This is a genomic window from Kitasatospora sp. Ki12 (assembly GCF_054601375.1).
On sequence record NZ_BAAIHT010000005.1, the window covers coordinates 1 to 12,272 of the forward strand.

General features: G+C 75.5%; 15 protein-coding genes and 1 pseudogene. 8 read left to right on the forward strand and 8 right to left on the reverse strand.

Going from position 1 to position 12,272, the window contains the following annotated elements; all coding sequences use genetic code 11:
- The 4 genes from ACYP53_RS41120 to ACYP53_RS41135 all read left to right on the forward strand — a co-directional run.
- On the forward strand, nt 1-676 hold a 676-nt coding region (locus ACYP53_RS41120; protein WP_459651210.1), incomplete at its 5' end, for an acyl-CoA dehydrogenase family protein.
- Nucleotides 673-1,404, forward strand: coding sequence for a phosphoribosylanthranilate isomerase (locus tag ACYP53_RS41125; RefSeq protein WP_189925318.1), 732 nt, complete (start codon nt 673-675; stop codon nt 1,402-1,404). The genes ACYP53_RS41120 and ACYP53_RS41125, both read left to right, overlap by 4 nt.
- Nucleotides 1,401-2,111, forward strand: a complete 711-nt coding sequence (locus ACYP53_RS41130; protein WP_459651211.1) for an indole-3-glycerol-phosphate synthase — start codon at nt 1,401-1,403, stop codon at nt 2,109-2,111. The genes ACYP53_RS41125 and ACYP53_RS41130 overlap by 4 nt, the downstream gene beginning before the upstream one ends.
- Entirely contained in the window at nt 2,108-3,031 is a 924-nt protein-coding gene (locus tag ACYP53_RS41135; protein ID WP_459651212.1) for an alpha/beta fold hydrolase, read from the forward strand. Before ACYP53_RS41130 ends, ACYP53_RS41135 begins: the two co-directional genes overlap by 4 nt.
- A gap of 184 nt (nt 3,032-3,215) precedes the next feature.
- On the opposite strand, the gene ACYP53_RS41140 is transcribed toward ACYP53_RS41135, so the two are convergent.
- Nucleotides 3,216-3,956, reverse strand: a complete 741-nt coding sequence (locus tag ACYP53_RS41140) for a class I SAM-dependent methyltransferase (RefSeq protein WP_189925325.1) — start codon at nt 3,954-3,956, stop codon at nt 3,216-3,218.
- 84 nt (nt 3,957-4,040) lie between these two features.
- Nucleotides 4,041-4,811 (reverse strand): helix-turn-helix domain-containing protein, encoded by a 771-nt coding sequence (locus ACYP53_RS41145; protein WP_459651213.1) that lies wholly within the window; start codon nt 4,809-4,811, stop codon nt 4,041-4,043.
- A gap of 181 nt (nt 4,812-4,992) precedes the next feature.
- Between ACYP53_RS41145 and ACYP53_RS41150 the strand changes: the two genes are divergently transcribed.
- Together ACYP53_RS41150 and ACYP53_RS41155 are read left to right on the forward strand one after the other, a co-directional pair.
- Nucleotides 4,993-6,432 carry an amidase gene (locus tag ACYP53_RS41150; protein WP_459651214.1) on the forward strand — a complete coding sequence of 480 codons (1,440 nt, stop codon included), beginning with the start codon at nt 4,993-4,995 and terminating at the stop codon, nt 6,430-6,432.
- 130 nt (nt 6,433-6,562) lie between these two features.
- Nucleotides 6,563-7,357 carry an MBL fold metallo-hydrolase gene (locus ACYP53_RS41155; RefSeq protein WP_189925331.1) on the forward strand — a complete coding sequence of 265 codons (795 nt, stop codon included), beginning with the start codon at nt 6,563-6,565 and terminating at the stop codon, nt 7,355-7,357.
- Between the two features lie 34 nt (nt 7,358-7,391).
- On the opposite strand, the pseudogene ACYP53_RS41160 reads toward ACYP53_RS41155, so the two are convergent.
- Nucleotides 7,392-7,649, reverse strand: a pseudogene (locus tag ACYP53_RS41160) (cupin domain-containing protein); the annotation flags it as partial.
- Here ACYP53_RS41160 and ACYP53_RS41165 point away from each other — a divergent pair.
- Nucleotides 7,635-8,573: a GlxA family transcriptional regulator gene (locus tag ACYP53_RS41165; RefSeq protein WP_459651374.1), complete on the forward strand. Its 939-nt coding sequence runs from the start codon at nt 7,635-7,637 to the stop codon at nt 8,571-8,573. The pseudogene ACYP53_RS41160 and the gene ACYP53_RS41165 overlap by 15 nt on opposite strands.
- 308 nt (nt 8,574-8,881) lie before the next feature.
- Here ACYP53_RS41165 and ACYP53_RS41170 read toward each other — a convergent pair whose 3' ends face one another.
- From ACYP53_RS41170 to ACYP53_RS41185, 4 genes are all read right to left on the reverse strand, one after another.
- Nucleotides 8,882-9,601, reverse strand: coding sequence for a hypothetical protein (locus tag ACYP53_RS41170; protein WP_189925336.1), 720 nt, complete (start codon nt 9,599-9,601; stop codon nt 8,882-8,884).
- A 276-nt stretch (nt 9,602-9,877) separates the two neighbouring features.
- Entirely contained in the window at nt 9,878-10,129 is a 252-nt protein-coding gene (locus ACYP53_RS41175; RefSeq protein WP_459651215.1) for a hypothetical protein, read from the reverse strand.
- Nucleotides 10,130-10,277: 148 nt separating this feature from the next.
- Nucleotides 10,278-10,604, reverse strand: a complete 327-nt coding sequence (locus tag ACYP53_RS41180) for a hypothetical protein (protein ID WP_459651216.1) — start codon at nt 10,602-10,604, stop codon at nt 10,278-10,280.
- A gap of 115 nt (nt 10,605-10,719) precedes the next feature.
- Nucleotides 10,720-11,352: a TetR/AcrR family transcriptional regulator gene (locus ACYP53_RS41185; RefSeq protein WP_459651217.1), complete on the reverse strand. Its 633-nt coding sequence runs from the start codon at nt 11,350-11,352 to the stop codon at nt 10,720-10,722.
- Between the two features lie 132 nt (nt 11,353-11,484).
- Between ACYP53_RS41185 and ACYP53_RS41190 the strand changes: the two genes are divergently transcribed.
- Nucleotides 11,485-11,976 (forward strand): cupin domain-containing protein, encoded by a 492-nt coding sequence (locus ACYP53_RS41190; RefSeq protein ID WP_459651218.1) that lies wholly within the window; start codon nt 11,485-11,487, stop codon nt 11,974-11,976.
- A gap of 39 nt (nt 11,977-12,015) precedes the next feature.
- On the opposite strand, the gene ACYP53_RS41195 is transcribed toward ACYP53_RS41190, so the two are convergent.
- Entirely contained in the window at nt 12,016-12,207 is a 192-nt protein-coding gene (locus ACYP53_RS41195) for a hypothetical protein (protein ID WP_459651219.1), read from the reverse strand.
- Nucleotides 12,208-12,272: the final 65 nt, after the last annotated feature.

Sequence of the window (12,272 nt, forward strand, 5' to 3'; positions counted from 1 at the left end):
CTCCAACGGCCCCGTCGCCGACGTCATCGTCGTCTACGCCCGCACCCACCCCCAGGGCGGCGCGCTCGGCGTCACCGCCTTCCTCCTGGACGCCGACACACCCGGCCTGACCACCGGCAACCCCATCAAGAAGATGGGCCTGCGCACCTCCCCGCTGTCCGAACTCTTCCTCGACGGCGTCCGCGTCCCCAAGGACCGCGTCCTGGGCCGCGTCGGCGGCGGCTTCATGGTCCTCGACCACGTCATGAAACGCGAGATCCTCTACTCCTTCATCGTCAACACCGGCGAGATGCAGCACCGCCTGGCCCGCTGCCTGGACTACGCCAAGACCCGCATGTCCTTCGGCAAGCCCATCGGCTCCTACCAGTCCGTCGCCAACAAGATCGTCGACACCAAGATCCGCCTCGAGACCGCCCGCAAGTGGCTCTACGACACCGCCCAGCGCCTCGAGGCCGGCGACAACGTCACCGTCGACATGGCCATCGCCAAACTCCTCACCAGCGAGTCCAACCTCGCCACCTCCCTGGCCGCCGTCCAGGTCTTCGGCGGCAACGGCTACATGTCCGAATACGGACTGGAGAAGGACGTGCGCAACGCCGTCGCCGGCACCATCTACTCCGGCAGCAACGAGATCCAGTACAACCGCATCGCCGCCATGCTGGGACTGGGAAAATGACCGCCCCCGCCACCCTGGCCGCCACACCGCCCGCCCCCGTACGCCCCGGCCACCTCAAAGTCTGCGGCGCCCGCAGCCGCGCCGACCTCGCCCTGCTCGCCGACACCGGCCCCACCCTCGTCGGCCTGTGGCACGGCGTCCCCGACGGCCCCGCCGACCTCGAGGCCGACCACCTCGCCGACCTCGCCGCCACCGCCATCCGCCTGGGCCTGGAACCCGTCCTCGTCACCTTCCTCGACGACCCCGACCGCCTCGCCCGCCTCGCCCGCTCCACCGGCATCCGCTGGATCCAGCTCCACGCCTACCAGAGCCCCGCCCTCGTCGCCGACCTGCGCGAGCGCCTGCCCTACGCCGTCCTCGTCAAAGTCCTCCACCTCTCCCGCGGACGCTGCCTCGAACGCGCCTTCACCAAAGCCTTCGAACGCGCCGGCACCGACCTGTTCCTCCTGGACACCGTCACCGACGACGGCCGCGTCGGCTCCACCGGCCAGAGCCTGGACCCCGCCCACGTCCACGCCCTGCTGCCCCGCCTCAACACCCCCTTCCTCCTCGCCGGCGGCCTCAACACCGCCAACCGCGACACCTACCGCACCGTCACCGACCACCCCCTCTACGCCGGCGCCGACATCGACACCGCCGCCCGCGACCGCACCGGCCACTTCACCCACGACGCCGTCACCGCCCTCACCCGCGCCTGGCACCCGCGCCTCCAGGAGGCCACCGCATGAGCGACACCACCACCGGCTTCGCCAACGCCCTCCTGGGCGCCCGCCGCCCCCTGGTCATGGAAGTCAAACTCCGCGACCCCCACGGCGGCGACCTCCTCGCCGGACGCACCGTCACCGACCTCGTCACCCGCTACGAACAGGCCGGCGCCCCCTGCCTGTCCGTCGTCACCGGCCGCTGGTTCGGCGGCACCACCCGCCTGCTGCGCGACGTCACCGCCGCCACCACCCTGCCCGTCCTCCAGAAGGACTTCCTCACCCGCCCCGCCCAGCTCGAAGCCGCCCACGCCATGGGCGCCTCCGCCGTCCTGCTCACCGCCGCCCTCCTGCCCGCCACCTCCCTCACCCGCCTCGTCACCTGCGCCCTCTCCCTGGGCCTGACCCCCTTCGTCGAGATCACCCACGAACGCGAACTCGACCACCTGCCCCACCCCGACAGCTGCGTCATCGCCGTCAACAACAAGGACATCCGCACCCGCGAACGCGACAGCGGCGACCTGGAGCGCAGCCTGCGCCTGCTGCCCGCCGTCCGCGCCACCGGCTGCCCCGCCCCCGTCTCCGCCTCCGCCATCACCGACCCGCACACCGCCGCCCGCCTCCTGGACGCCGGCTACGCCGGACTCCTCGTCGGCACCGCCCTCATGCGCACCGACGACATCCCCACCTGGCTCACCACCCTCGACGCCGCCCGCACCGGAGTCGCCGCATGACCACCGACCCGCTGCGCACCCGCTCCCTCGTCCTGGACGCCGACGGCATCCCCCTGTCCGCCCTGGTCGCCGAACCCGAACACGGCGAACCCAAGGCCGTCGTCCTCGCCATCCACGGCCGCGGCATGCGCGCCGCCTACTTCGCCGGCCCCGCCCACCCCGACACCAGCCTGCTCACCCTCGCCGCCGACCTCGGCTACACCGTCCTGGCGATCGACCGCCCCGGCCACGGCGCCTCCGCCCACCGCCTGCCCGCCGGCCGCCTCATCGCCGACCAGGCCGCCACCCTGCACGCCGCCCTCACCGACTACGCCCGCGCCCACCCCACCGGCGCCGGCGTCCAGCTCCTCGCCCACTCCTTCGGCGGCAAGATCGCCCTCCACCTCGCCGCCCACTGGCCCGACAACCCCCGCCTGCCCCTGCTCGGCGCCGACATCAACGGCCTCGCCCAGCACTACGCCCCCGGCGCCTGGGACCGCCCCGACGACCTCGCCGGCGGCGGCCGCCTCAACTGGGGCCCCCTCTCCCTCTACCCGCCCGGCACCTTCCACGCCGCCCGCGCCCTGCTCACCCCCGTCCCCGCCCTCGAAGGACGCGAACTCGCCACCTGGCCCGCCCGCTACGCCGCCCTCGCCGCCCGGGTACGCGTCCCGGTACGCCTGACGATCGCCGAACACGAACACTGGTGGCGCCTGGACCCGGCCTCCCGCACCGCGCTGACCGCCGCCTTCCCCGACGGCCTGGCCCACCTGGTCACCGCCCACGGCGCCGGCCACAACCTCTCCCTCGGGCACGCCGCCCGCCCCTACCACCTGCGCGCCCTCGCCTTCACCGACGACTGCCGCACCCGCGCCGCCCACCCCGGCGCCCAGGCCCAGGCCCAGGCCGGCGCGGCGGCGCCGGTGCTGGCCGCCGTCTGACCCGCCGCCCCGGCCCCGGGCGCGCGAAAGGCCCCGCCACCCGGCGGGGCCTTCCTGCCGTGCGCACCCGGGGCCTACGGGGCGATCTCGAACGCGGGCGCCCGCGTGCCCGGGCCGATGTCCTGTTCCACCCTGTGATCCCGTCGGTGCGGGCCCGGGCCCGCACCGCCCCACGCCCCGGGCCCTACCCGTCCTTGACGGCCTCCAGCAGGGTGACGGCCAGGTACGGGCCCCCGTACCAGTAGGCGGGACCCAGATCGCGCAGCTCGCCCCGGCCCAGGTGGGCGGCGTACCTGCGGGCCATCGGGCGCAGGTCGGCGATCAGCAGCCGCCCGCCGGGGCGCAGGACGCGTAACGCCTCGTCCAGCGCGCGGTACCGGTCCCGGGGCGAGGGGATGTTGTGGATCGCCAGCGCGCTCGTCACGACGTCGAAGGAGGCGTCCGGGAACGGCAGCGCCCTCATGTCACCGGTGCGCACCTGCACCCGGTCGCCCACCCCGGCCGCGGCGGCGTTGGCGAGCGCGGCGGCGCGGGTGTTGCCGCTCTGGTCCGCGGTCCACAGGTCCACGCCGACCGCGCGGCCCGACGGCAGCCGCCGCGCCGCCTCGATCAGCACCATGCCGCGCCCGCAGCCCAGGTCCAGCAGGTCCTCGTCGCCGGCCAGGCCGGCCCGGTCCAGTTCCCGCGCCCACAGGCGCAGTTTGCCGCGCAGAGTGGTGTGCAGGTAGACGCCGCTGTGGGCGAGCAGCGCCGCGCCGGCGGCGGCCAGCGCGGCGCGTGCGGGCCGCAGGGGAGCGCGGCGTACGGCGGCCAGGCAGCAGGCCAGTCCGGCGGCGGCGGTGGCCGCCGGGAAGGCGGGCGCGTCGATGCCGTACCGCGGCCCGCGCGGGCGCGGCAGGGGGGTGTCACGTCGAGTCCGGTCCATGCCCGCAGTGTGGCCAGGGCCGCTGGCGGGCGTCTTGGACGAATGTTCCCGCACAGCCGGCCACCCCCGGCGCCGACGGTTGTCTCAGGTGTGCGGTGTCCGCCCGGGCCCGGGGGCGTTCCAGGCGACGGAGTCGACCGCCAGCCAGGGGGCGAGCGCGACGGCCGTGGGGGTCACGCCGGCGAAGGCCATGACGTCGCGGTGGAGGTGGGACTGGTCGCTGTAGCCGCTCTCGGCCGCCACCCGGGTGGCGCTGTGGCCCGCCGCGAGGCGGTGGACGGCGTGGTCGAAGCGCACCAGCCGGGCCGCGTGCTTGGGGCCGAGGCCGATCTGGGCGTGGAAGCGGGACCACAGGCGCTTGCGGCTCCACCCGGTCTGCGCCGCCAGTTCCTCGATCCGCACCGCACCCCGGCCGCGCACCAGCCGCCGCCACGCGTACGCCACTTCGGGATCCACCGGCCGGCCCGCCTCCAGCCGCCGCCCCAGCACGGCCGCCGCGATCGCGAACCGCTCCTGCCGGCACCCGCAGGCCCGCAGCCGCTCCCGCGTCCGCGCCGCCTCACGCCCCCACAGCTCCTCCAACGGCACCACCGCCGCGGCCAGGTGAGCCGGGTCGCCGAGCACCGCGTGCGCCACCGGCGGCGACAGCCGCACCTGCAGCACCTCCACGTCACGGCCGCCGCCGCGCACCGCGCCGGGCGCCAGGCCGACGACCACAGCGCCCCCGTGCCGGACACCGCCGGCGTCGTCGACGGCGAGCGTGTCGCCGCCGAGGTCGACCACCACGGTCACGGCCGGGTACGGGACCACCCCCAGCTCCACCGGGTCCGCGCCGCGGGCACGGAAACCGGCCATGGCGACCCCGCGAACAAGGCCCGGCCGCACGGGAGTCGAGATGTCCCACAGCGCGGCGGCGGCACGAGAGGACCCGACGGCTCGCATACCGCAAAGGCTACGCGACATTCGTCCAAGACACGACGCCCCCACCGCCGCGACGCTGACGGCACACCAACGCCGGCACCGGGAAGGACCGTTCGTGACACACCCGCCGATCGACCCGTACACCTCCGCCGTCGGCCTCGCCGCCGCCATCCGCCGCAAGGAGCTCAGCCCCGCCGAGGCCGCCGACCTCTACCTCACCCGCGTCGACCACCTCGACCCCGCCCTGAACGCCTTCTGCCACCGGGCCGACGAGGACGTGCGCGAAGCCGCCCGCGCCGCGGCCGACACCCTGGCACGCTGCGACGAGCCCGACGGCCTGCCGCCGTTCCTCGGCGTCCCCCTGCCCGTCAAGGACCTCCTCGACGTCGCCGGATGGCCCACCACCCACGGCTCCCTCGCCACCTCCCGCACCCCGGCCGCCTCCAGCGACCCGGTCGTACGCCGCTTCACCGCCGCCGGGTTCGTCCTGCTCGGCAAGACCACCACCTCCGAATTCGGCGCCCTGCCCTTCACCGAGAGCCCCGCCCTGGGCATCTCCCGCAACCCCTGGGACCCGCAGCGCACACCCGGCGGCTCCTCCAGCGGAGCGGGCGCAGCCGTCGCCGCCGCGATGGCCCCCCTGGCCCACGCCGAGGACGGCGGCGGCTCCATCCGCATCCCGGCCTCCTGCAACGGCCTCGTCGGACTCAAACCCACCCGCGGCCTGATCACCGGCGCCACCGTCAGCGTGGAGGGCCTGGGCACCAGCGGCGTCCTCACCCGCACCGTGGCCGACACCGCCGCCGTCCTCGACGTCCTGGCCCGCCACGACCCCGGCGCCTGGTGGTCCCCGCCCGGCCCGCACCGCCCCTTCACCGCCGCGCTCGCCGCCCAGGCGCCCACCGGGCTGCGCATCGGCGCGCTCACCCGCTCCCCGGTCGACGGCGTCGACGTGGACCCTGCCTGCGCCGCGGCCGTCACCCGCACGCTGCGCACCCTCGAAGCGGCCGGCCACCACATCGTCGACACGGCCCTGGCGCTGCCGCGCACCGAGGAACTGGTCGCGGCGTTCACCACGATCTGGAACACCGGCGCCGCCGGGGTCCCGCTCGCGGACCCCGAGCGCGTCGAGCCGCACAACCGGGCGCTGCGCGCCGCGGCGCGTGCGGTCGACTCCTGGGCCTACGCGGAGGCGGTCAAGCGCACCCAGCACCTGTCGCGGCGCATCGTCGAGGGCTTCCTCGCCGGCTTCGACCTCCTGGTCACGCCCACGATGGCGTGCCTGCCGCCGCTGATCGGCGCCTGGCGGGCGGGCACCGAGGACGACCCGTCGGCGGCCCTGCGCAACAGCTACCCGATGGGGGTGTTCACCTCGGTGTTCAACGTCACCGGCCAGCCCGCGGTCTCCCTGCCGCTGCACCACGACGAGGCCACCGGCCTGCCCGTCGGCGTCCAGCTCGTCGCCGCCCCCTGGCGCGAGGACCTCCTCCTCCAGGTCTCCCGCACCCTCGAACTCGCCCACCCCTGGACCGGCCGCCGCCCGCCCCTCGCCTGACGGCCCGCCGGGCCTTCGCGTGGTGCGGGAATGACCGGGCGGTGCCGACGGGTTGCAGCCGGTGGCCCGCCCACGGAGGACTCCTGCGGCGCGGGCACCGTGACGTGGACGGACACCGGGAGGGTACGGCGTGAAGATCGGCGACATCGAGGTCCTGGCGGTCGCGGACGGGGTCGGCACCGAGGTCGCCGCCGAGATCCTCACCCGCCCCGGCGTGGACGACCCGTGGGCCTGCCACGCCCACCACCTGGCGGCCGACGGCACCCTGGCCCTGCCGCTGGGCGGCTTCCTGGTGCGCGGCGGCACCCGCACCGTGCTGGTCGACGCCGGGGTCGGGCCGTTCGACGACGGCAGGTACTGCGGCGGCGCGCTGGTGGACTCGCTCGCCGCCCACGGGGTGACGCCCGGGGAGGTGACCGACGTGGTCTTCACCCACCTGCACTTCGACCACGTCGGCTGGGCCTCCGTCGAGGGCCGGCCGGTCTTCCCCCGCGCCACCTACCGCGCCCACCGCGCCGACTGGCAGCACTTCGTCACCGGGGCGGGCGCCACCCCCGAAGCCGTCGCCAAACTCACCCCCGTCGAAGGACAACTGGAGCTGTTCGACGCCGACTTCACCCTCGCCCCCGGCGTGGACGCCCTCCACCTGCCCGGCCACACCCCCGGCACCACGGCGTACGTGCTCTCCTCCGGCGGGCGCCGCGCCCTGCTGCTGGGGGACGTGGCCCACTCGGTGGTGCAGTTCGGCGAGCGCGACTGGGAGGTGATCTGGGACGTCGACCCGGCGGCCGCCTCCGCGGTGCGCAACCGCATCGCGGACGAGGCCGCCGACACCGGCGACCTGCTGGTCGCCGCCCACTTCCCCGGCATGCGCTTCGGCCGCGTCCTGGCCGGCGACGGCGGCCGGCGCTTCGTCGCCGTGTAGCGCGGCTTCCTCCCTTCACCGGGCCGGCCGGCCCTCAGGTGCCCAGGGCGTGCCCGGTCGTGGCGTCCACGTGGCCGGGGAGCTCGTCGTGGCGCTCGCCCACGCTCAACGTGCCGGAGGGCTCGAACAGGAGGACCGCGGCGCCGGAGGGGGCGCAGGGCTTGTGCTCGGTGCCGCGCGGCACGGTGAACACCGCGCCGCGCGGCAGCACGACCGTGCGCTCGCCGGCCGGCTCCCGCAGACACACGCCCGCCCGGCGGACCTCCACCGGGTCGTCGTGATCGTGGACGAGAACTCCAACCCCTTCGAACTCGGCTGCGCCACCGAGGTCTTCGGCCTGCGCCGGCCCGAGATCGGCCGCGACCTCTACGACTTCCGGCTCTGCGCCCCCCAGGCCCGCACCCTGATGCGCGACGGCTTCTTCACCCTCACCGGGGTGGAAGGCCTGGCGGCCGCCGAGGCCGCGGACACCCTGATCGTCCCCAACCGGCCCGACCCCGAGGTGCCCCGGCGCCGCGAGGTGCTCGACGCGGTCCGGCGCGCCCACGCGTGCGGCGCCCGCCTGATCGGCTTCTGCAGCGGGGCCTTCACCCTGGCCGAGGCCGGCGTCCTCGACGGGCGCCGGGCCACCGCGCACTGGCAGTGGGCGCACTCCTTCCGCGCCCGCTTCCCCGCCGTCCGCCTCGAGACGGACGTGCTGTTCGTCGACGACGGCGACATCCTCACCGCCGCCGGCAGCGCCGCCGCCCTCGACCTCGGGCTGCACGTGGTGCGCCGCGACCACGGCGCCGAGGTCGCCAACACCGTCAGCCGCCGGCTCGTCTTCGCCGCCCACCGCGACGGCGGCCAGCGCCAGTTCGTGGAACGCCCGATGCCCGACACCCCCGACGAATCCCTGGCCCCCGTCCTCGCCTGGGCCCAGGAACGGCTCGACACACCCCTCACCGTCCCCGACCTCGCCCGCCGGGCGGCCGTCAGCCCCGCCACCTTGCACCGCCGCTTCCGCGCCCAGCTGGGATGCACCCCGCCGGCCTGGCTCACCGGCGAACGCCTCGCCCTGGCCTGCCGGCTGATCGAACGCGGCGAGAACCGCATGGAGGCCGTCGCCCGCCACAGCGGCCTGGGCACCGCCGCCAACCTGCGCGCCCTGATGCGCCGCACGACCGGCATCACCCCGACCGCCTACCGGCGCCGCTTCGGCCCGGGGACGCCCTGACGGCGGCGGGGCGGTCGATGACGGTCGACAGGTGGTCCAGGGCCGTGTCGTTCTCGAAGTTCCCGCTGCCCCACGTGCCCACGAGGTCTCCTCCGAAGGGTGTCGTCGTTTCCGGGAGGCCATCGAAGCAGGCCGCACCGACAGCGCCGGCCGTGGCGTGGCGCGTGCGGCGGGGCGGGGCGTGTGTGGCGGGGCCTGTGCGGCGGGGCCGCCCGGTGGCCGGGGGAGGGGACGCGCCCCCGGGCGGCCGAGCGGCCCCGCCGTCACGCCGTCCGGCGTCACGCCGTCCGGCGTCACGCCGTCCGGCGTCAGGCCTTGCGGATGGAGTAGGCGACGCCGCTGCCGTAGCAGTTGCTGCTGGAGTAGTAGCTGCTGACCACCCAGCCGGCGGGCAGCGGGGAGAAGGAGCAGACGACGGCGGAGGTCTGCGTGGTGATCTTGAAGAGGGTGTAGGCGACGCCGGTGCCGGCGCAGTTGCTGCTGCTGTACGAGCTGGTGACGACCCACCCGGTGGGGATCGGGGTCATGGAGCACGCGCCGGCGCTGGTGTCGTTGACGGTGTTGTGCAGGGTGTAGGCGACGCCGGTGCCCGCGCAGTTGCTGCTGCTGTACGAGCTGGAGATCACCCATCCCGCCGGGATCGGGGTCATCGAGCACGCGCCGACGTTGAGGTCGTTGGCCACGTTGTGGAAGCCGTAGGCGACGCCGCTGCCCGCGCAGTTGCTGGTGCTGTACGAGCTGGTCACCACCCACCCGGCCGGCTTGGGGGAGAAGGAGCAGATGGCGAGGTTGGTCTGCCCGGCCGTGTCGGTGATCGTGTACGAGACGCCGGAGCCGGGACAGCCCCAGCTGCTGTACGAGCTGGTGACGACCCAGCCGGCCGGGATCGGGGAGAAGGAGCAGATGGTCGTGCTGCCGGTGACCCGCTGCGGGGCCGCCTGCGCCTGCGCGCTCGCGGCGGTCATCATGCCCAGGAGCAGCAGCACGACCGTCACCAGGTGCGAGGTGTGGGTCCGTAAGGTCTTCATGGCAGGCCTCAGATCTTCTCGGCGACTCGGAATTTGTGCGGGAGAGGTGAACGATGGGTACACGTTTCGTTCACGTCGGCTGAGATGCTGTCAGAGATCGTCCGGCGGCGCCAGAGTGAGCCGGGCAGCGGTCCTTCCCCCCTCCCGCACCGCCGGTCGACGCGCTGCGCGGCCCGCTGATCGGCACCCCCGGCCACCTGCCGCTGACTTCGCTGTCCTGACCGCCGCCGTCCTGCCGGCATCGCGGCCGCCTCCGCCCTGCCTGCGGACGCGTGGTCACCGGGCGCGGACGAGGTGTTCCCAGCCGGCTGCCCGGATCTCGGCCCGGGTCGCCGGGCGGGTCGGCATGTCGATGGTGAGGAAGCCGGGCTCCTGCCCTCCCTCGCCCCCGCCCGGGGGTGCCCACCGGGCGGACATGCACTCCTCGCACTCCAGCAGCGGGCGGCCGCTCGCGGTGTCGACGCAGAAGAGGACCAGTCCGTTCGAGCAGCACCAGCACTCGACCCGGCTCGGCAGCGGTTCGCTCACGCGTCTCCTCCGTCCGCCGTGGGTGCCCGATCCTGTCGAGCGCGTGCCGACGGGGTTCGCCGCCGTCCGTCCTCGCGTTCGCCGACCGCCTCGCCCGGTCCGCCCGGTCCGCCCGGTCCGCCCGCCGGCCGGGGCCTGCGCCGCGCGGTCAGGGCCCGTCGGGTGGGACGGCGGAGAGGCGGAGCTTGAACGGCGCGCCGTCGCGGCCGGGCGTCCAGCCGGCGGAGCGGGCGGCGCGGATGCCCGCGGCGACCTCGCGCGGCAGGACGAGCTCGCCCGCCGCCGCGCGCGGTTCGGCGACGGAGGGCCGGCCGGTCTCCACGACGAGCGTCGTGCCGGGACGGGCCGCGGCCTCCACCGCGTAGCCCAGGGTGGCGGCGTCGTAGTCGCAGCACCAGTGCTTCCTGCTGACCCGCCAGCGGTACTCGACGCCGTCGACGACGATGCGGCGGGAGCCCTTCTTCGCCAGTGTCACCGCGTGGTCCCTCCGCTTTCGGCCCGTTCGTGCGTGTCCGCCGCCAGTCTCCCCGTCCGGCGCGCGCGTGTCACCGGGTTTCGGGTACGGGCGCGGGCGCGCGGCCGGGCGGGCGTCAGGCGTCCGGGCGGGGGCGCAGGCCCTGGACGGTGAGGTCGAGGAGGCGGCGCCAGGGGCCGCTGCCGGTGCGGACGGTGGCCGAGATCGCGCCGGCCAGGAGGTGGACGTCGGCGACGGTGGCGTCCGGGCGCAGCGTGCCGCGGCGGCGGGAGCGGTCGACCAGCACCCCGACCGCTTCCTCGAGTTCGGCGCGGGTGCGGCCCAGCGGGGCGGAGCCGGGGGTGCCGCGCAGGGCCTCGATCGCGGCGGACAGGCCGCGGTCGGCCTCCAGGACCTCGCCGACGTGGCGCAGGTAGTCCAGGACGGGGTCCTGGCCGCCGCCGTCGGCCAGCGCGCGGGCGTGGGCGAGGATCCCGGCGAAGCGGTCCTCGGCCGCGGCCTCCACCAGGTCCGCCAGGGTGGGGAAGTGGCGGTAGACGGTGCCCATGCCCACCCCGGCGGCCCGCGCCACGTCCGGGAGCCCGACCTGTTCGCCGCGCTCGGCGAACAGCGCGCGGGCCGCGGCCAGCAGCCGGGCCCGGTTGCGGGCCACGTCGGCGCGCGGGCGCCGCTCACCGCCCGGGGCGCCGCCCGCGCCGCTGCCCGCGGCACCGCCCGGGGTCCCGCCTTCGGTGGATCGCGTTGACATCGCATCGGCTCCTTCCTAGCATCAAAACGGAAAGGGAATCCGTTTCCGGAAGCAGTATACGGTGCGGGCGCGACACGGCGCCCGCCCGCGACGCGCCGCGCCCGCGGCCGAACCCGACGAGGGGACAGCTCCATGAGCAGCGAACGGTTCTTCATCCTCCGGCCCGCCGAGAACCGGCCCACCGGCGTCCCGCTGCCGCCCGGCTTCGGCGTCAAGGCGACCACCGCCGACACCGAGGGCCGGGCCGCGATCCTGGTCAACCGGCTCGACATCGACGTCCCGCTCCACGTCCACGAACTGATGGACGAGTTCGTCTACGTGCTCGACGGCGCCATGGAGATCGACTACGACGGCCGCACCCACCGCCTGGAGGCCGGCATGTGCGCCCTGCTGCCGCACGGCGTCCCGCACGCCATGCGCAACGCCTCCCAGCCCCCGGCCCGCTGCCTCCAGGTCTCCACCCCCGGCGGCTGGGACCGCTACCTGGAGGACGTCTTCGCCGCCGGCCCCGCCCTGCGCACCGCCGACGGCCGGATGGACACCGCCAAGGTCAACGAGGTCGGCGCCGCGTACGGCATGCGCTACGTCCCCACGACGATGGCCATGCCCGGCCAGGACGGCTAGAACCAGGGGGCGGGGCAGGGCGGGACCGGGTGTGCCCGGCTACCGGTCGGCGGTGACCTTCTCGACCAGCTCGCGCTTGGGCCCGGCCTCGCGCGGGCCCTGCTGAACGGTGACGATCGGCATCCTCGGCTCCTTACCGGACCTCCCGCGGCCGGCTTCCCCGGCCGCGGGAACAGTCCACCCGGTCAGGGCCGCCCGCCCCCGGACCTGGAACGCTCCGGCGGCGATCACGGATCCTGATCGCCGCAGCTCAGGTCAGGTCCACCGGGACCAGGGGCGGACGGCCCCGGCCACCC

What these genes read in the sequence shown, in the direction of transcription:
- ACYP53_RS41135 (WP_459651212.1), top strand. Translation starts at nt 2,108, where the DNA reads ATGACCACCGACCCGCTGCGCACCCGCTCCCTCGTCCTGGACGCCGAC.
- ACYP53_RS41190 (WP_459651218.1), top strand. Translation starts at nt 11,485, where the DNA reads ATGAGCAGCGAACGGTTCTTCATCCTCCGGCCCGCCGAGAACCGGCCC.
- ACYP53_RS41140 (WP_189925325.1), bottom strand. Translation starts at nt 3,956, where the DNA reads ATGGACCGGACTCGACGTGACACCCCCCTGCCGCGCCCGCGCGGGCCG.
- ACYP53_RS41170 (WP_189925336.1), bottom strand. Translation starts at nt 9,601, where the DNA reads ATGAAGACCTTACGGACCCACACCTCGCACCTGGTGACGGTCGTGCTG.
- ACYP53_RS41130 (WP_459651211.1), top strand. Translation starts at nt 1,401, where the DNA reads ATGAGCGACACCACCACCGGCTTCGCCAACGCCCTCCTGGGCGCCCGC.
- ACYP53_RS41125 (WP_189925318.1), top strand. Translation starts at nt 673, where the DNA reads ATGACCGCCCCCGCCACCCTGGCCGCCACACCGCCCGCCCCCGTACGC.
- ACYP53_RS41185 (WP_459651217.1), bottom strand. Translation starts at nt 11,352, where the DNA reads ATGTCAACGCGATCCACCGAAGGCGGGACCCCGGGCGGTGCCGCGGGC.
- ACYP53_RS41145 (WP_459651213.1), bottom strand. Translation starts at nt 4,811, where the DNA reads ATGGCCGGTTTCCGTGCCCGCGGCGCGGACCCGGTGGAGCTGGGGGTG.